Raw genomic sequence first — 18,199 nt, 5'->3', positions numbered from 1 at the left:
GTCGGGGCGCGGCCCGCCCCGGGGGGCCCGGGTCGGGCCGTCAGTCCAGGCCCAGGCCCAGCGACGCCGCCTCCTCGGCGAGGCGGGTCACCCGCTCCCAGTCCTTCTCCGCCAGCGCGTCCGGCGGGATCATCCAGGAGCCGCCGACACAGCCCACGTTGGACAGCTCCAGGTACTCCGGCGCGATCGACGGGGAGATCCCGCCCGTCGGGCAGAACCGCGCCTGCGGCAGCGGCCCGGCCATCGCCTTCAGGAACGGCGCCCCTCCGGCGGCCTCCGCCGGGAAGAACTTCAGCTCCGCGATGCCCCGTTCGAGCAGCGCGAGCGTCTCGGACACGGTGGAGACACCGGGCAGGAACGGCAGCCCGGACGCCTGCATGGTGTCCAGTATCCGTACGGTGCTGCCGGGGCTGACGAGGAACCGCGCCCCCGCCGCCATGGCCTTCCGCACCTGTTCCGGGGCGCGTACGGTGCCCGCGCCGACCAGGGCGTCGGGCACCTCCTCGTTGATGGCGCGGATCGAGTCGAGTGCCGCCTCGGTGCGCAGCGTCACCTCGATCGCGGGCAGTCCGCCCGCCACGAGGGCGCGGGCGAGGGGCACCGCGTCGGCTGCGTCGTCGAGGACGACCACGGGGATCACGGGGGCGAGGTCCAGCAAGGACGGCGGGGCGCTCATGCGGCACATCCTGCCGTCGTGCCGTGCTCCGCGCAACGCCCGCCGCCTGCGCCGCAGTCGGCCGGAGCGCCGCCCGTACCGGGCACGACGCTCACAGCTCCGTCACGATCACGTCCAACCGCCACGCGCTGCCCGGCTTCTCCGGAGCGGAACCCTCCACCACGTACCCGAGTTCCTCCAGTACGGTCGCCAGCGCCGCCGGATCGCGCGGTGCCGCGCCGGACTCCAGCAGGTCGCGTACGAGCCGCCCCTTCGTCGCCTTGTTGAAGTGGGAGACCACGCCGCGCTTCTCCACGCCGTCGACCACCGTGGACTGGAGCACCCGTACCGTCGCCGTGCGTTCCGCCAACTCCCCTTCGGGCCGCCACATGGACGCGTACGACGAGGACCGCAGGTCCAGCACGAGCCCACGGCCCGCCACCTCCGGCAGCACCTCCGCCAGCGGCCGCCGCCAGTGCGCGCCCAGCGGGCCGGTGCCGGGCAGCCGTACCCCGGCCGGGCAGCGGTAGGCGGGGATCGGGTCCTTGACGCCGACCGCGCCCCACAGCCCGGAGAACACCAGCAGCGCGCGCGTCGCCCGCCGTTTCGCCGCCGGGCTCAGGGTGGCCAGGCCCAGCGCGTCGTAGAGCACGCCGGTGTAGATCTCCCCGGCGGGCCGTACGGGCGCGGACAGCAGGCCCGCGTTCTTCGCCACCTCGCCGCGCAGCCCCTCGCTGAGGCCGAGCGCCGCGCGCGCCTTCTCCGTGTCGCCGGAACAGAGCGCGACCAGTTCGTGCAGCACGGTCGCGCGGGCCCCGGTCAGGCCGGGCAGGGACAGCGCCCCCAGGTCGAGCCGGGTCCGCGACCGGACGGTGGCCTTGCCCTCGGACGGGGGCAGCAGCACGAGCACCTGTGTCTCCTCACGTTCACGTACGCGTTCCCGTACATGGTCACGTACGTCCGCACGGGCACGTACGCCCGCGGGTCCCCGTACACCGTCGGGCGGTTCGGGGCGGGGCTGGTCACCCGGGTACGCGGGGCTGGTCACCCGGGTACGATGGGCGGCACGGCAGACGAGTCGTGCGGGCGGTCGCGTCGGGACCCGAGGGTCCCGCCGAGGAAAGTCCGGGCTCCGCAGGGCAGGGTGGTAGGTAACGCCTACCTGGGGCGACCCACGGGAAAGTGCCACAGAAAACAGACCGCCGGGGCCGCGAGGCACCCGGTAAGGGTGAAACGGTGGTGTAAGAGACCACCAGCGGCCGGGGTGACCCGGTCGGCTCGGTAAACCCCACCTGGAGCAAGGTCAAGAGAGGGTCGTCCGCGTCAACGGCGCGGCGGCCCCGCGCGGATGTCCGAGGGCTGCCCGCCCGAGTCCGCGGGTAGACCGCAGGAGGTCGCCGGTGACGGCGACCGTAGATGGATGGCCGTCTCCGGGCGGACCGCGAGGTCCACCCGGCACAGAATCCGGCTTACAGCACGACTCGTCTGCCGCCACACCCCCGCCGCGCGCGCACCGCGCCCACGGCCGGAGCCGTACGGCCCGGCCACCCGTCGAGGGGCGGCCGGACCGCACGGCTCACAGCGGCCGCTCAGGCCAGGTCGAAGCGGTCCAGCTCCATGACCTTCTGCCACGCCGCGACGAAGTCCCGTACGAACTTCTCCTTCGCGTCGTCGCTCGCGTAGACCTCGGCGAGCGCGCGGAGTTCGGAGTTCGAGCCGAAGACGAGGTCGGCACGGGTGCCGGTCCACTTCACCTCGCCGGTCTCCCGGTCGCGGCCCTCGAAGGCGTTCGCGTCCTCGGAGGTGCCCTTCCACTCCGTGCCCATGTCGAGCAGGTTGACGAAGAAGTCGTTCGTCAGCGTGCCGGGCGTGGTGGTGAGGACACCGGCCTTCGACTGCCCGTGGTTCGCGCCGAGGACCCGGAGGCCGCCGACGAGCACCGTCATCTCGGGGGCGCTCAGCGTGAGCAGGTTCGCGCGGTCCACGAGGAGGAACTCGGCCGGGAGCCGGGTGCCCTTCCCGTGGTAGTTGCGGAAGCCGTCCGCGGCGGGCTCCAGGGCGGCGAACGACTCGACGTCCGTCTGCTCCAGGGTCGCGTCGACGCGGCCCGGCGTGAACGGCACCTCGACCGCGAACCCGGCGTCCTTCGCGGCCTTCTCGACACCGGTGCCGCCCGCGAGGACGATCAGGTCGGCGAGGGAGACCTGACGGCCGCCGTGGTCGCCGCCGTTGAAGTCGTCCCGCACGCCCTCCAGGGTGCGCAGTACGGTCGCCAGCTGCTCCGGCTCGTTGACCTCCCAGCCGTTCTGCGGCTCCAGACGCACGCGCGCGCCGTTGGCGCCGCCGCGCTTGTCGCCGCCGCGGAACGTCGACGCCGACGCCCACGCGGTGGACACGAGCTGCGGCACGGTGAGACCGGAGGCGAGGATGCTCTCCTTGAGGGCGGCCACGTCGGCGGCGTCGACCAGCTCGTGCGCCAGGTCCGGCAGCGGGTCCTGCCACAGCAGCGTCTCGCCGGGCACCTCCGGGCCGAGGTAGCGGACGACCGGGCCCATGTCGCGGTGCGTCAGCTTGTACCAGGCGCGGGCGAAGGCGTCCGCGAACTGGTCCGGGTTCTCCAGGAAGCGCCGCGAGATCTGCTCGTACGCCGGGTCGAAGCGGAGCGACAGGTCCGTCGTCAGCATCGTCGGGGCGTGCGTCTTCGCGCCGTCGAACGCGTCGGGCACGGTGTTCGCGCCCGCGCCGTCCTTCGGCCGCCACTGCGAGGCGCCGGCGGGGCTCTTGAACAGCTCCCACTCGTAGCCGAAGAGGATCTCGAAGAAGCTGTTGTCCCAGGTGATCGGGGTGTTCGTCCAGATCCCCTCCAGGCCGCTGGTGATCGCGTCGGCGCCGGAGCCGGTGCCGTGCGAGCTCTTCCAGCCGAGGCCCAGCTGCTCGATCGGGGCGCCCTCGGGGTCAGCCGTGACGCTGTCCGCCGGGCCCGCGCCGTGGGTCTTGCCGAACGTGTGGCCACCGGCGATCAGCGCGACGGTCTCCTCGTCGTTCATCGCCATGCGGCGGAACGTCTCGCGGATGTCGCGGGCCGCCGCGATCGGGTCGGGGTTGCCGTTGGGGCCCTCGGGGTTGACGTAGATGAGGCCCATCTGGACGGCGCCGAGGGGCTCTTCGAGGTCGCGGTCGCCGCTGTAGCGCTCGTCACCGAGCCAGGTGTTCTCCGGGCCCCAGTAGACGTCCTCGTCGGGCTCCCACACGTCCGCGCGGCCACCGGCGAAGCCGAAGGTCTCCAGGCCCATGGTCTCCAGCGCGACGTTGCCGGTGAGGATCATGAGGTCGGCCCACGAGATGTTCTGGCCGTACTTCTTCTTGACCGGCCACAGCAGGCGGCGGGCCTTGTCCAGGCTCGCGTTGTCCGGCCAGCTGTTCAGGGGCGCGAAGCGCTGCTGACCGGCGCCGGCGCCGCCGCGGCCGTCGCTGATCCGGTAGGTGCCGGCGCTGTGCCAGGCCATCCGGATCATGAACGGGCCGTAGTTGCCGAAGTCCGCGGGCCACCAGTCCTGGGACGTGGTGAGCACCTCGGCGATGTCCCGCTTCACGGCCGGGAGGTCCAGGCCCTGGAACGCCTCGGCGTAGTCGAACTCCTCGCCCAGCGGGTTCGCCACGGCGGGGTTCTTGGCGAGGATCTTGAGGTTCAGGCGCTCCGGCCACCACTGGCGGTTGCCGCCGCCCTGGGTCGGGTGCGGCGCACGCGTGTGCGCGACGGGGCAGCCGCCTTCGCCCTCCGCCTTCGCGTCGGCGCCGTGTGCGTCGGGGGTGTCAGACATGGAGAAATCCTTCCGGACCGGGCGGGTCGTGGTGCTGTGCGGATGTGCGGAACCGGGCCGTGCCGCCGTACGGACCCGTCGGGTCGCGCTGTTGCCCGCGGGTCCCGCCGCGGTGGCGTGGGGGGAGGGCCTTACGCTGTCCCTTGGCTATCGCCGGAACCGATCCTACGATGGACGGAGTCCAAGTCAAGAAGCGGGCCAAGTCCGTATCCGCCCGGCACCCGGACGTGTGCCGACGCGCACGGACGTCCGCCGGACCGGAAGAGGATGGACGAGATGAGCGACCTGCTGGAGCGGCTGCGGGAGCGCGGCTGGCGCATGACCTCCCAGCGGCGCGTCGTCGCGGAGGTCCTCGACGGCGACCACGTGCACCTGACCGCCGACGAGGTGCACGCCCTCGCGGCGCGGCGGCTGCCGGAGATCTCCCGGGCGACCGTCTACAACGCCCTGGGCGAGCTGGTCGCGCTCGGCGAGGTCGCGGAGGTCTCCACCGACGGCCGCGCCCGGCGCTACGACCCCAACGCCCACCATCCGCACCACCACCTGGTGTGCTCGGGCTGCGGCACCATACGCGACGTGCACCCCGCGGCCGAACCGCTCGACGACCTTCCGGCCGAGGAGCGGTTCGGCTTCACGGTCTCCACCGCGGAGGTCACCTACCGGGGGCTCTGCCCCTCCTGCGCGTAGCTCTCGCGGTTCTCCCGCGCGTAGGAGGAAGCTTCCTGCACCTGCGCGTCGAGCCGGGCCCGGCGCTCGCCGGAGAGGCGCGCCGCCATGCGGTTGTGCCGCTCCTCCCAGGTGGAGAGGGCCAGTCCGGACGCGTGGTCCATGTGCCGCAGCCCGCTCAGCTGGAGCTCGACCGTACGGTCCGTGGGCAGCTCCGCCAGCTCGTCCTCCAGCCGGGGCAGCCGCAGGAACGTGGCGTTGCCGCGGACGTGGACGCGTACGGGCAGGTCCTCACCGGGGTCCTCGGCTTCCACGTGCACGTGCGAGATCTCCCACGCCGTCTTCACCACGGACAGCAGCAGGCCGATGAGCACGCCCTCGAACATGTTGGTGACGACGATCGACACCGCCGTGACCGCCAGGACGACGGCCTCGGCGCGGTGGTCGCGCCACAGCGGCACGATGTCCTTGACGGGCATCAACTTCCAGCCCGCGTGCACCAGTACGCCCGCCAGCGACGCCAGCGGGATGATCTCGAGCGCGGCCGGGAACGCGGCGGCGAACACCAGCAGCCACACGCCGTGCAGCACGCGGGACGCCTTGGTCCGGGCGCCCGCCGCGACGTTGGCGGAGCTGCGCACGATGACCGCCGTCATGGGCAGCGCGCCGAGCAGGCCGCAGACGGCGTTGCCCGCGCCCTGGGCCCGCAACTCCTTGTCGTAGTCGGTGCGTTCGCCGTCGTGCATGCCGTCCACGGCCGCCGCGCTGAACAGCGACTCGGCGGAGGCGATCAGGGTGAACGCGAGGACGGTGCCGATCATGCCGGTGCTCAGCAGCGCGCCGAAGTCGTCGGCGCCGGGGGGCTGCACGGCCTCGACGAGGCCGGTGACCTCCACGCGCGCGATCGACAGGTCGAAGGCGACGGTCACCGCCGTGGCGGCGGCGACGGCGGCCAGCGGCGCGGGCAGCACCCGCGCGCCCGCCCGCCACTTCGGCCACAGGACGAGCAGCAGGACGGTCGCCGCCCCGATCCCGGCGGCCGTCAGGGCGGTGCCCGAGCTGAGGGTGTCGACGACGAGGTCGGGCAGCCCGGTCAGCTTCTCGACGCCGGTGCTGGGCGCGGGCTGGTCGGCGAGGGCGTAGACCTGACCGGCTATCAGCACCAGTCCGATACCGGCGAGCATGCCCTGCACGACGGAGACGGAGATGGCGCGGAACCAGCGGCCGAGCTTCAGCGCGCCCATCAGCAGCTGGAGCAGTCCGGCGAGGAGCACGAGCACGCCGAGCGCGCTGAGCCCGTACGTGTCGACCGCCTCGTAGACGAGCACGGTGAGCCCGGCGGCCGGGCCGCTGACCTGGAGGCTGCTGCCGGGCAGGAACCCGGCGACCAGACCGCCGACGATGCCGGTGATCAGGCCGAGTTCGGCGGGCACGCCGGAGGCGACGGCGACGCCGACGCAGAGCGGCAGGGCGACGAGGAAGACGACGAGGGACGCGGTGAAGTCGGCCCGCAACGTGTCGCGGTGCCGCAACGGGTTGAGCTTGTTCATCGGTTCTCCGCAGAGGTGGGGTGCAGTCGCTGCACGGGTGGGGGAGGGCGTGGGGCGCGGCGGCCCGGGGCGTGCCGGGCCGCCGCGGCGTGCCCTACAGCGGCAGGAACGCGTCGGTCTCGGTGTCGTGTCCGAGCACGAGACCGGTGTCGACCGCGTAGAACCAGCCGTGCAGCCGCAGTTGGCCCGCGGCCTCCCGTTCCGCGATGTGCGGGTAGCCGCGCAGCCGCGCCAACTGCGCCCGTACGTGCCGCTGCACGGCGGCGGACACGTCGGGCTGGTCCGCCTCGCCCGCGCCCCCGGTGTCGCCGCGCGGGCCGTTCCCGTACGCGCCGCCCCGGCTGTCGACGGCCAGGTCGGCGGGGTCCGCGAGTTGGCGGTTCAGCCAGCCGTGCACGGCCGGTACGGCGGCGAGGTCGTCGCCGCGCACCCACGCGCCGACGGCGCCGCAGTGCGAGTGGCCGCACACGACGATGTCCGGCACTTCGAGCACGCACACCGCGTACTCGATGGTCGCGGCCTCGCTGCTGAATGGTTCCGTCGCGTCGTGGGGCGGCACCGCGTTGCCCGCCGTGCGCAGCTCGAAGAGCTGGCCGGGACGGGCGCCGGTGAAGATGCTCGGCACCACCCGCGAGTCGGAGCAGGTGATGAAGAGGGCTTCCGGGGACTGGCCCTCGGCCAGCCGCCCGAAGCTCTCGCGCTCGTCGGCCCGGCTGCTGATCCGGGCGTGGAAGTCGCGGGCGTGGTGGATGAAGGACTGCATGGGGGTCACCTCCGTCCCCCCGCCGTGCGCAGGGGGCACCCGCCGGTGGCGTGGCGCCGCGCCGTCCGTGGAGGAGCGGCGAGGGGCGCGTGCCCGGCCGGGTGTGCCTGCGGGGTGGGGGGCTCGTAGCGTCAGTGTGCGGCGTTACGGAAAGACGCACGCGTACGCGGCGGTACGCCGTGCGGTGATACGGAGCCGCCGTACGGCGCGCGGGCGTCGTACGGGCGGGCGTGGCGGGCGGGTGTGCCCGCGGGAGGGAGGCTCAGCAGCGGAACGTCTGGTGCAACACCTGGACGCCCACCGATCTCTCTCTTGGCAGCCCCTTGCTTCCCGCGCCCTTCGGCGCGCGGGTGACCGCGTGCGACGCCCGGAAATCGCAGGCGCACACGGGAAGCGAGTGAAGCGTCGGCACGCCCGTGCCGGTCTGGACGCGGGCCCGGCGGCGCGACTCGGAGTCGGCCGTCTCGGCGTCGGTCTCGGCGGCCGGTGCGGACGTGGTCTGCTGCGTGGTGGCTGTGCTGCTCTTGACGACCGGAACGACCTGCGCGGCCGCCGTGTCGGCGGCGAGCAGGAAGGACAGCAGGATCGCGACGGCGTTGATGACGACGGCGATCGCTCTGCGTGGCATCTTCCGCCTTCCCGGTCGTCGACAGCGAACTCCATTGTGCACAACGCTTCGTGGCAGTTTGCAAGTCGGCATGTAAACGCTGCGTGAAAGCGTCGAAGGATTGGCCGGAATCGAGCCCGCTCATACGTTCGGGTATTCGCTCACCCGATCGGGTGAGCGGCGCGTAAGCGGAAGGAGGACGGAGGCGCGGCGGAGCGGCGGCTGTCCGGAAACGGACGGGGAACGGGCGCGGGGGCGGGCCCGCGTACGCCCGCCCCCGCCGCCCGACGTGGTGTCAGCCGCCCGTCACCGGCCGTGCCACAGGTCGTCCGGGGACAGCTCGGCGGGCGAGGAGTGCCCGGTCAGCCCCAGCGTCAGCGTCAGGTCCGCGAGCAGACCGCGCAGCACGTGGCGTACGCCGTCCTCGCCGCCGTGCGCCAGCCCGTACACGTACGGGCGGCCCAGCAGCACCGCCTTCGCGCCGAGCGCCAGCGCCTTGAGCACGTCGGCGCCGGTGCGCACGCCCGAGTCGAACAGGATCTCCGTACGGTCGCCCACCGCCTCCGCGATCCGTGGCAGCGCGTCGAGCGACGCGACGGCGCCGTCCACCTGGCGCCCGCCGTGGTTGGAGACGACGACCCCGTCCATGCCCGCGTCGACCGCGCGGCGGGCGTCGTCGGGGTGCTGGACGCCCTTGAGCACGATCGGCCCGTCCCAGTGCTCGCGCAGGAACGGCAGCCGGTCCCACGTACGGTCCGTGCCGGTGAACATCGGCACCCAGCGCAGCACCGCCGAGGTCAGGTCCTCCTCCGGCGGCGCGGCCAGGCCCGCGCGGAACGCCGGGTCGGAGAAGGCGATCGCGGTACCGACGCCCCGGATGAACGGGAGGTACGCGTGGTCCAGGTCGTGCGGGCGCCAGGCGAGGGTCCAGGTGTCGAGGGTGACGACGAGGGTGCGGTATCCGGCGCCGCGCGCGCGGCGGAGTATCGAGGCGCACACGTCGTCGTCGTTCGGCCAGTACAGCTGGAACCAGCGCGACCCGTCGCCGTTCGCCTCCGCCACCTCCTCCAGCGTGTGCGAGGAGGCGGTGGACAGCACCGTCGTCAGTCCTGTCCCGGCCGCCGCGCGCGCGGTGGCCAGTTCACCGTCCGGGTGCACGATCGACTGCACGCCGACGGGGGCGAGGAGCACCGGGGCGGGCAGCTCCTGGCCGAGCACGGTCGTGCGCAGGTCCCGTTCGGTGGCGCCGGTCAGCATGCGGGGCACCAGCCGGTACCGGTCGAACGCCTCGCGGTTGGCGCGGTCGGTGGCGCCGGACCCCGCGGACCCGGCGACGTACCAGTACGGCTCCGGGGCCAGGCGTTCCCGCGCGGACGCCTCCAGGGCGGTCAGGTCGGTGGTGAAGGGCGGGTGCCGGCCCTCCAGGCCGTGCAGGTAGATCTCGTTCTGGTAGGTGCCGAAGCCGGGGTCGCTCAACGGGTCCATCCCTTCGGTGCGTGCCTGGATGCCTGGGTGCCGTACGCGCGGCGCCCGCGGTGGGTGCGTACGTGCCGTACCCGCCCCGACGCGGTCCACCGTGCCCGCCGCGCCCGCGTCGTGGCCGTCACCGGGGCCGTCGGACGGTGCGTCAGCCGCGCCCGACGTACGGCATCGTCGTCGCCATCACCGTCGCGAACTGCACGTTGGCCTCCGGGGGCAGGGTCGCCATGTGCAGCACCGTACGGGCCACGTCGGCCGCGTCCATCACCGGTTCCACGGCCGTGCTGCCGTCGGCCTGCCGGATGCCGGTCCGCATGCGGGCGGTCATGTCGGTGGCGGCGTTCCCGATGTCGATCTGGCCGCAGGCGATGCCGTACGGGCGCCCGTCCAGGGAGAGCGACTTCGTCAGGCCGGTGACGGCGTGCTTGGTGGCGGTGTATGCCACCGAATGGGGGCGGGGCACATGGGCGGAAATCGAGCCGTTGTTGATGATGCGTCCGCCCCGCGGGTCCTGCTCGCGCATCAGCCGGAAGGCGGCCCGCGCGCAGAGGAACGACCCGGTCAGATTGACCGCGACCACGTGGTTCCAGTCCTCGACGGCCACGTCGTCGGGGGTGGCGGCGGGGGCGGACGCGCCCGCGTTGTTGAACAGCAGGTCGACCCGCCCGTGTCGGTCCCGAACGGCGCGGAACAGCGCGGTGACCGATTCTGGGTCGGTGACATCCGTGCATACGGCAGTCATCGAGCTGCCACTCCGTGCCAGTGCCGCCGTCTCCTCCAGTGCCGCCGCCCGCCGTCCCGCGAGCGTCACCCGCCAACCCGCCGCCGCGAGGGCCACCGCCACCGCGCGCCCGATGCCGGAACCCGCCCCGGTCACCACCGCGACGCCGGGCGCCGTACCGCTTCCCGTCGCCGTTCCGTCCGTACGCGGTGCGTCCGTGCCGTCCGGGACGCCTGTGCCGCCCGTGCCGTCCGTGCCCTGCTCTGCCGTCATGGCGGCAGGCTATGCGAGCGGGGGCGGGTGCCGGCCGCCATCCGATGGCCATATGTCTGTCGCGTACGCGACAACGAGACGCCGCCCCCGTCCGCTGCACTCGTCCGTATGACGCAACCAGTGAGCGCCGACCACGAACTCCGCGCCGCCGCCCGTCATCTGGGCCGCCGCCGGTTCCTCACCGCCTCCGGCGCCGCGGCCGCGCTGGCCTTCGGCACGAACCTCCCCGACACCGCGCGCGCCGCCGCGCCCCTCGACCCGAAGCGCATCACGAAGGACCCGTTCACCCTCGGCGTCGCCTCCGGCGACCCGCTGCCCGACTCCGTGGTGCTGTGGACGCGGCTGGCGCCCGAGCCGTACGAGGCGGCCAGCGGACTGCCCGCCGAGACCGTCACCGTCGGCTGGGAGATCGCGGAGGACCGCGACTTCCTCCTCACGGCCGACGAGGGCAGCACCACCGCGCACCCCGAGTACCACCACGCCGTCCACGTCGAGCCCGGCGGCCTGGAGCCGGGGCGCGTGTACTACTACCGCTTCCGCGTCGGTGACTGGACCAGCCCCGTGGGCCGTACGCGCACCGCGCCCGCGACCGACGCCGAGGTGGAGTCGCTGCGCTTCGCCGCCGTCTCCTGCCAGGCGTACCACCAGGGCTACTTCACCGCCCTCAAGCACCTCGCGACGGAGGACGTCGACGTCGTCTTCCACCTCGGCGACTACCTCTACGAGTACGCCGTGGACTCCGCGGGCGGCGCGCGTGCGTACGAGGACCGGGTCCTCCCCGCGCACTTCGACAAGGAGACGATGACGCTGGAGGACTACCGCCTCCGCTACTCGCTCTACCACGCCGACGAGGACCTCCAGGCCGCGCACGCCGCGCACCCGTGGGTCGTGACCTGGGACGACCACGAGACCGAGAACAACTACGCCGACGACGTGCCCGAGGACGGCGGCAACGCCGAGAAGTTCCTCGTCCGCCGGGCGGCGGCCTACCGCGCGTACTACGAGAACATGCCGCTGCGGAAGCCGCAGCAGCCCCAGGGCGCGGACCTGCGGCTGTATCGGCGGCTGCGGTACGGGAAGTTGGCGCAGTTCGACGTGCTGGACACCCGGCAGTACCGCGACAACCAGGCCAACAACGACGGCTGGAAGGTGCCGAACGCCGAGTCCGAGGACCCGGCCCGCACCGTGACCGGCGCCGAGCAGGAGCGCTGGCTGATCGACGGCTGGCAGGCGTCCGACGCGCTCTGGAACGTGCTGCCGCAGCAGATCGTCTTCGCCCGACGGCGCAACCGGACGCAGGACCCGTCGCCGGTCTCCATGGACGCCTGGGACGGCTACCCCGCCAGCCGCGAGCGGGTGTTGGACGGTGCGCGCGCCGCCGGGGTGCGCAACCTCGTCGTGCTCTCGGGCGACGTCCACGTGCACTACGCGATGGACATCAAGGAGGACTACGCGAAGCCCGACTCCCGCACCCTCGGCGTGGAATTGGTCACCACCTCCGTCGCCAGCGGCATGGACGGCGCCGAGCACCCGGAGGACTGGGAGGTGATGCTGAAGGCGAACCCGCACATGCGGTACTTCGACGGGAGACGCGGATACCTGCTGGTCAGACTGGACCGGAAGGGGCTGCGCGCCGACTTCCGCGTCGTCTCCAAGGTCACCTCGCCCGGCGGAACGGTCAGCACGGCACGGTCGTTCACCTCCGCCGCGGGTGACCCGGGTCTCACCGAGGTGTGAGGGTACGGCGCGGAATACGGTGGGCCGGGGCGGTCATTGCTGGGAGAATGTGTCCGTAGTTAACAATCTCCTGGAGAGGTGCATGACCAACCCCGGCCCCTCGGCCACGGCCGCCCCGTCCGCCCGTCCCGCCCCCGTATCCGTGCCCGCCCCCGCCAAGGCCACGGGCCCCGTCACCCCGACCGCCTCCGCCGCGCCGTCGGCCGTGCCGTCCTCCGCTCCGCAGCTCAGCGGGCCGCAGCGGGCCGGGCTGCTGGTCACCCTCATCCTCGGCAGCCTCACGGCCCTGCCCGCGCTGTCGATGGACATGTACCTCCCGGCGCTCCCGGACGTCGGCGACGCCCTGCACACGCGGGCCGCCGCCGTCCAACTCACGCTCACCGCGTGCCTGTTGGGCCTGGCAGTGGGCCAGCTCGTGGTCGGCCCGATGAGCGACCGCTTCGGCCGCCGCCGCCCGCTGCTGATCGGCACCGCGGGGTACGTGCTCGCCAGCGCCGCCTGCGCGGTCGCGCCGACCATCGGCACGCTCACCCTCTTCCGGCTGGTCCAGGGCCTCACCGGGGCCGCGGGCATCGTCATCGCGCGGGCCGTGGTCCGCGACCTGTACGACGGGCTGGCCATGGCCCGGTTCTTCTCCACGCTGATGCTGATATCCGGCGTGGCCCCGATCCTCGCGCCCGTCCTCGGCGGCCAGGTGCTGCGCTTCACCGACTGGCGCGGCGTCTTCCTCGTCCTCACCGTCATCGGCGTGCTAATGGTGGTCGTCGTCCACCGCTGGCTGCCCGAGACCCTGCCCGAACGGGACCGGCACAGCGGCGGCGTACGGGAGGCCCTGCGCACGATGCGCGGCCTCTTCGCCGACCGGGCGTTCACCGGCTACCTGCTGTCGGGCGCGCTCACCTTCGCGGGCCTGTTCGCGTACGTGGCCGCCTCCCCGTTCGTCATGCAGGAGATCTACGGAGCCTCCCCGCAGACGTACAGCCTGCTGTTCATGGCGAACTCCGTCGGCCTCGTCGCCGTCGGCCAGATCAACGGCAAGTTCCTCGTCGGTCGCGTGCCGCTGGACCGGGTCATCGCCTTCGGGCTGGCCGTGGTGCTGGCCGCCGCCGTCGCGCTGCTGGCCCTGACCACCGGCGTCTTCGGCGACGCCGGGCTGCTGCCCGTCGCCACCGGCCTGTTCGTGCTGATGTCCGGCATGGCGCTGATCCTGCCGAACGCCAACTCGCAGGCCCTGATGCGTACTCCGCGCGCCGCCGGTTCCGCCTCGGCGCTGCTGGGCACCTCGCAGTTCCTGGTCGGCGCGATCGCGTCGCCGCTGGTCGGGATCGCCGGTGAGCACACGGCCGTGCCCATGGCGGTCGTCCAGGTCGCGACGCTGCTCCTGGCCGTGCTGTGTTTCGTGGCACTCTGCCGCCCATGGCGTACGCGAGACTGAGGCACGCTGCCTCTCCCGAACGGGCCGGCCTGCGGGTCGCCGAACTGACCGGACTCACCGCGGACATCGACGCGCTCCCCGGCACCTGGTGCTCCGGCGCGGTGGTGCTGGCGGGCCGCGGTCCGTACGTGGCGGTCGAGCACGCGGCGGGATGGGCGGTGCGCTACGGGGCGTACGACCCGGAGAGCGGCCTCGGCGTCGAACTGCCCCGCGAGGAGTGGGTGCCCGCCCGGACGGACACGGTCTTCGACCTGGCCTCCCTCACCAAGCTGTTCACGGCGGTGGCGGTGCAACAGCAGGTCGAGCGGGGCGCGTTGGAGCTGGACCGGCCGATCACCGACTACGTGACGGGCGCGAGCGGCGCTCCGGGCGCGGCCGGTGCCGGGGGCCCACGCGGTCCGCGCGGCGCGTTAGGCGGCCGGTCGCGGATGCCCCGACTGCGGGTGCCGGGCCGGAGACCGCCGGGCCTGCGGGTGCCGGAGGGCGCCGTGCCCGAGCACGGGCTGACCCTCCGCCACCTGCTCACCCACACCTCCGGGCTCCGGCCCGAACTCCCGCTCTACGACCACGAACCGAAGACCCGCGTCGCCCGTGTCTGGGCCGAGGAACCGCTCACCGCGCCCGGCGACGGCTACCGCTACTCCGACCTCAACCTGCTGCTCGCGCAGAGCGTCCTGGAACTGGTCACCGGGCAGCCGCTCGACGCCCTCATACGCGAGGGCATCACCCGGCCGCTCGGCATGACCCGTACCCGCTTCCGCCCGCCGCGCGGCTGGCGCGCGCGCACCGCCGCGACCGAGGACCAGCGGCGGCCGTGGGCGAAGCTCGACCGCGGCATGCTGCGCGGGCACGTGCACGACGAGAACGCGTACGCGCTGAACGGAGTCGCCGGGCACGCCGGGCTGTTCAGCACGGCGGGCGACCTGGCGGTGCTCTGCCGCACGCTGCTGACGGGCGGCGCGTACGGCCCGGCGCGCATCCTCGCGCCGTCCTCCGTCGCGGCGCTGCTCGCGCCGCCGGGGCTGGGGTTCGCGGTCGGACAGCCGTGGTTCATGGGGGAGTTGGCGGGGGGCGGTACGGAGACGGGGGGCGGTACGGGTGCCGTCACGGAGCCGGGTGCCGGTACGGCGGGGGAGCGGCCACGCGGTGGCGGACGCGCCGCCGGGCACACGGGCTTCACCGGTACGAGCCTGGTGCTCGACCCGGTGACCGACACGTTCCTGGTGCTGCTGGCCAACACCGTCCACCCCGTACGCCGCGCCCCCGACTCCCGCCCGCGCGCGGACGCCGCGACCCGGTTGGCCCGCGCCGTGCGGTGAGGGGACGGCGTGCGGGGGTGGGGAAGCGGGCATGGCCCGGGTGGTGTCCGGGCATGGCCCGGGTGGTGTCCGGGCATCGCCTAGACTGCCGCGGTGCCCGATCCCCTCCACCAGCCCGTTCGCCCGGAGTCCCGCCCGCACGCGGAGGCGCCGACGGGCCCGCCCGTCGGGCAGCAGCTGCGCGCCGCGCTCGACGCGCTGCTCGACGGTCTGCCGCCCCGGCAGACCGCGGCCGCGGTGGAGCGGCTGATCGCCCACTACCGTGGCGCGACGCCGACCGGCGCGCCCGTGCTGCGCGACCGCGCGGACGTGGCGGCGTACGCCGCCTACCGCATGCCCGCCACGTTCGAGGCCGCCGCCTCCGCCCTGGAGGCGCTGGCCGTACGGGTGCCGGGCTGGCGCCCGTCGTCCCACCTGGACCTCGGCGGCGGCACCGGCGCCGCCGTGTGGGCGGCGGCCCGCACCTGGGGCGACGCCGCCGGTGGGCAGGACGCGGCCGACCCGCCGGGGGAGGGTGGCGCCACGCGGGCGACCACCGTGCTCGACTGGGCCGCCCCGGCCCTCGACCTGGGCCGGACGCTCGCCGCCGCCGCGCCCTCCGCCGCGCTGCGCGCGACGGAGTGGCGGTCGCAGCGGCTCGCGCGAGGCGGTACGGCCGCCGCGGACGGTGCGGAGCCGGGCGGTCCCGGCACCGCCGACCTGGTCACCGTCTCGTACGTCCTGGGTGAACTCACCGCCGCCGACCGGGAGTCAGCCGTCGCCGACGCGGCAGCCGCGGGCCGCGCGGTCGTGGTCGTGGAGCCGGGCACCCCGGACGGCTACCTGCGGGTGCGCGCCGCCCGTGACGTCCTGGTCGCGGCCGGGCTGACCGTACTGGCCCCCTGCCCGCACAGCGACCGCTGCCCGATCGTGCCGGGCGAGGACTGGTGCCACTTCTCGGCCCGCGTCAGCCGTTCCTCGCTGCACCGGCAGGTGAAGGGCGGCTCGCTGCCGTACGAGGACGAGAAGTTCGGCTACGTGGCCGCCGTACGGCCCGGTACGGGCGCGCCCGCCGGTGAGCCGTCGGTGGCCCGGGTCGTACGCAAGCCCCAACTGCGCAAGGGCCAGGTCCTGTTGGACCTGTGCACCGACACCGGAGGGCTGCGCCGGGAGACTGTCAGCAAGCGGCAGGGCCCGCTGTACCGCGCGGCGCGCGACACCGGCTGGGGCGCGGAGTGGCCGCCACCCCAGCCGTGACCGTCGCGGCAGCCGTACGCGCTACCCGCGCAGCTCCGCCGTGCAGCACTTCACGCTGCCGCCGCCCTTCAGCAGCTCGCTCAGGTCCATCCCGATCGGCTCGTACCCCCGCTCCCGCAGCGGTGCGAAGAGGCCCTGCGCCGTCTGCGGCAGCAGCACGTGGTGGCCGTCGCTGACCGCGTTCAGGCCGAACACCTCGGCGTCCTCCTCGCGCGCGATCAGCGCGTCCGGGAACATCCGGGCGAGGACCGCGCGGCTGCCCGCCGAGAACGCCCCCGGGTAGTACATGACCTCCCCGTCCACCGCGTCGTCGAGCACGCACAGCGCCGTGTCGAGGTGGTAGAAGCGCGGGTCGACGAGGTCCAGGCCGATCACCGGACGCCCGAGGAACTCCTGCACCTCGCCGTGCGACAGCGGGCTGCTGCGGAAGCCGCGCCCGGCCAGCAGCCATGTCGCGGTCACGGCGAAGTCGCCCTCGCCCTCGTTGATGTGCTCCGGTTCACGCAGCTCGCGGAAGCCGTGCTCCCGGTACCAGTCCAGGTGCGCGACGGCCTCCGCCGTACGCTCCGGGTACGCGAACCGGGCCCCCAGCACGCGGCCGTCGACGACGAGGGCGCCGTTCGCGGCGTACACCATGTCGGGCAGGCCGGGACGCGGCGCCAGCTCCTCGACGGTGTGGCCGAGGGCGCGGTAGCGGTCCCGCAGGTCCTCCCACTGCGCGACGGCGAGGGGGACGTCGACGGGTTTCGCGGGGTCCATCCAGGGGTTGATGGCGTACGTGACGCGGAAGTGCTCGGGTGGGCACATCAGATAGCGACGGGCTCTGAACAACGAGGTCTCCTCACGGGATCGCCGTGGACTGTCCGGGACATCGTCCACCGTCGCGGGCGTGATCCGCGCCCCCGAAACGGTGAAGGACACGTGGTGGCGCCCCCGGCCCGTGCCCCGCCCGCCGTCCCGCCCGTACGCGCGCCCGCTGCCCCGGCCCGTACGCGCGCCCGTACCGGTGGCCGGTGCCAGCACCCCGCGTGCGCGTCCGGCCGCGTCGGGAGGGAGACTGGACGCCGGTCGCCCGCGATCCGGGGAATCGGTCATGCACCGGTCCACCGCTGCGTACCCTCGACATATCCGGAGCGGTGCGGCCCCGGTCGGGAGGGTGAGGGGACAGATGGAACGCGAGAGCAGGTTCTCCCAGTGGCTGCGCCGCCGTGCCCGAACCGGCGCGGGCGGCGGGGACGCGGGAGCGGGCGGCGCGGCCGCCCGTGAGGACCTGCTGCGGGACGCGGCCGGGGCCGGGTTCCCGCTGGCGCCCGCGGCGTTCCCCGAGGGGTACGGCTGTTCCTGCGTACGCATCGGCTGTCCGACGCCCGGCCGCCACCCCGTCTCGTTCGCCTGGCAGACCCAGGCGACCACCGACCAGGAGCAGATCGCGCGCTGGGCCCAGGGCCAGCCGCAGGCGAACTTCATCACCGCCACCGGCCGTACGCACGACGTGCTCGACGTGCCCGTCGAGGCGGGCCGCATGGCCCTGGAGCGGTTCGACGCGGAGGGCACCGCGACCGGCCCCGTGGCCCTCTCGGACGGCGACCGGATGCTGTTCTTCACCGCCACCCGCACCCCGGACGACGAGGACGAGTGGTGGCCGTGCGAGCTGGACTGCCACCCGGAGACGATGGACGAGCACCCCGGGCTGCGCTGGCACTGCCGCGGCAGCTACGTGCTGGTGCCCCCGTCCCGGCTGCCCGGTGACGGGCCCGACGCGGTGGTCCGCTGGGTCCGCCCGCCGGTGCCCGGCGCCGTACTGCCGGAGCCGCTGACCCTGCTGGAGCCGCTCACCGACGCCTGCGCGGTCCACGCGGGCGGCGCCACGGGCCAGGACGCCTCGGCGCCCTGGCCCGCGCGCTAGGCGGACACCACCTAGACGTATTGATCACGAG

At 73.9% G+C, this 18,199-nt stretch carries 15 protein-coding genes and 1 other RNA gene; 7 read left to right on the top strand and 9 right to left on the bottom strand.

What is annotated here, in order from left to right; translation table 11 throughout:
- Nucleotides 1-40: 40 nt before the first annotated feature.
- Nucleotides 41-676: a bifunctional 4-hydroxy-2-oxoglutarate aldolase/2-dehydro-3-deoxy-phosphogluconate aldolase gene (locus tag D7M15_RS06370; RefSeq protein ID WP_276314438.1), complete on the bottom strand. Its 636-nt coding sequence runs from the start codon at nt 674-676 to the stop codon at nt 41-43.
- A 91-nt stretch (nt 677-767) separates the two neighbouring features.
- Complete coding sequence (gene yaaA / locus D7M15_RS06365) at nt 768-1,565, bottom strand: peroxide stress protein YaaA (protein ID WP_165906209.1); 798 nt, start codon at nt 1,563-1,565, stop codon at nt 768-770.
- Between the two features lie 164 nt (nt 1,566-1,729).
- Between yaaA and rnpB the strand changes: the two genes are divergently transcribed.
- Nucleotides 1,730-2,143, top strand: an RNA gene (rnpB, locus tag D7M15_RS06360) — RNase P RNA component class A.
- Between the two features lie 101 nt (nt 2,144-2,244).
- Here the strand turns inward: rnpB and katG are convergent.
- Nucleotides 2,245-4,476, bottom strand: a complete 2,232-nt coding sequence (gene katG, locus D7M15_RS06355; RefSeq protein ID WP_121516595.1) for a catalase/peroxidase HPI — start codon at nt 4,474-4,476, stop codon at nt 2,245-2,247.
- A 276-nt stretch (nt 4,477-4,752) separates the two neighbouring features.
- Between katG and D7M15_RS06350 the strand changes: the two genes are divergently transcribed.
- Nucleotides 4,753-5,163 (top strand): Fur family transcriptional regulator, encoded by a 411-nt coding sequence (locus D7M15_RS06350; RefSeq protein WP_121520319.1) that lies wholly within the window; start codon nt 4,753-4,755, stop codon nt 5,161-5,163.
- Here D7M15_RS06350 and D7M15_RS06345 read toward each other — a convergent pair.
- From D7M15_RS06345 to D7M15_RS06325, 5 genes are all read right to left on the bottom strand, one after another.
- Nucleotides 5,133-6,692, bottom strand: a complete 1,560-nt coding sequence (locus D7M15_RS06345) for a SulP family inorganic anion transporter (protein ID WP_121516594.1) — start codon at nt 6,690-6,692, stop codon at nt 5,133-5,135. The genes D7M15_RS06350 and D7M15_RS06345 overlap by 31 nt on opposite strands.
- Nucleotides 6,693-6,786: 94 nt before the next feature.
- Nucleotides 6,787-7,455, bottom strand: a complete 669-nt coding sequence (locus tag D7M15_RS06340) for a carbonic anhydrase (protein WP_121516593.1) — start codon at nt 7,453-7,455, stop codon at nt 6,787-6,789.
- A gap of 262 nt (nt 7,456-7,717) precedes the next feature.
- Nucleotides 7,718-8,083 carry a hypothetical protein gene (locus D7M15_RS06335; protein WP_121516592.1) on the bottom strand — a complete coding sequence of 122 codons (366 nt, stop codon included), beginning with the start codon at nt 8,081-8,083 and terminating at the stop codon, nt 7,718-7,720.
- Nucleotides 8,084-8,368: 285 nt separating this feature from the next.
- A complete protein-coding gene (locus tag D7M15_RS06330) occupies nt 8,369-9,538 on the bottom strand; it encodes a lactate 2-monooxygenase (protein ID WP_240649156.1) in 1,170 nt (389 codons plus the stop codon).
- A 151-nt stretch (nt 9,539-9,689) separates the two neighbouring features.
- Nucleotides 9,690-10,535, bottom strand: coding sequence for an SDR family oxidoreductase (locus tag D7M15_RS06325; protein ID WP_206337326.1), 846 nt, complete (start codon nt 10,533-10,535; stop codon nt 9,690-9,692).
- A 108-nt stretch (nt 10,536-10,643) separates the two neighbouring features.
- Here D7M15_RS06325 and D7M15_RS06320 point away from each other — a divergent pair, with 108 nt between their 5' ends.
- The 4 genes from D7M15_RS06320 (at nt 10,644) to D7M15_RS06305 (ending at nt 16,262) form a co-directional block, all read left to right on the top strand.
- Nucleotides 10,644-12,272 carry an alkaline phosphatase D family protein gene (locus tag D7M15_RS06320; protein ID WP_121516590.1) on the top strand — a complete coding sequence of 543 codons (1,629 nt, stop codon included), beginning with the start codon at nt 10,644-10,646 and terminating at the stop codon, nt 12,270-12,272.
- Nucleotides 12,273-12,354: 82 nt separating this feature from the next.
- On the top strand, nt 12,355-13,707 hold the full coding sequence (locus D7M15_RS06315) for a multidrug effflux MFS transporter (RefSeq protein WP_121516589.1): 1,353 nt from the start codon (nt 12,355-12,357) through the stop codon (nt 13,705-13,707).
- Nucleotides 13,680-15,026 (top strand): serine hydrolase domain-containing protein, encoded by a 1,347-nt coding sequence (locus tag D7M15_RS06310; protein WP_240649589.1) that lies wholly within the window; start codon nt 13,680-13,682, stop codon nt 15,024-15,026. Before D7M15_RS06315 ends, D7M15_RS06310 begins: the two co-directional genes overlap by 28 nt.
- A gap of 177 nt (nt 15,027-15,203) precedes the next feature.
- Nucleotides 15,204-16,262, top strand: a complete 1,059-nt coding sequence (locus tag D7M15_RS06305) for a small ribosomal subunit Rsm22 family protein (protein WP_240649588.1) — start codon at nt 15,204-15,206, stop codon at nt 16,260-16,262.
- A gap of 21 nt (nt 16,263-16,283) precedes the next feature.
- Here the strand turns inward: D7M15_RS06305 and ddaH are convergent, their stop codons facing one another.
- Nucleotides 16,284-17,141: a dimethylargininase gene (ddaH, locus tag D7M15_RS06300; protein WP_346428829.1), complete on the bottom strand. Its 858-nt coding sequence runs from the start codon at nt 17,139-17,141 to the stop codon at nt 16,284-16,286.
- A 289-nt stretch (nt 17,142-17,430) separates the two neighbouring features.
- Here ddaH and D7M15_RS06295 point away from each other — a divergent pair, with 289 nt between their 5' ends.
- Nucleotides 17,431-18,168: a bifunctional DNA primase/polymerase gene (locus D7M15_RS06295; RefSeq protein WP_121516585.1), complete on the top strand. Its 738-nt coding sequence runs from the start codon at nt 17,431-17,433 to the stop codon at nt 18,166-18,168.
- Nucleotides 18,169-18,199: the final 31 nt, after the last annotated feature.

The sequence above is a fragment of the Streptomyces sp. Z26 genome (genome assembly GCF_003665095.1).
Taxonomy (GTDB): domain Bacteria; phylum Actinomycetota; class Actinomycetes; order Streptomycetales; family Streptomycetaceae; genus Streptomyces; species Streptomyces phytohabitans.
Note: the sequence above shows the minus strand (reverse complement) of the source record. Positions and strands in the feature narration are given on the sequence as shown.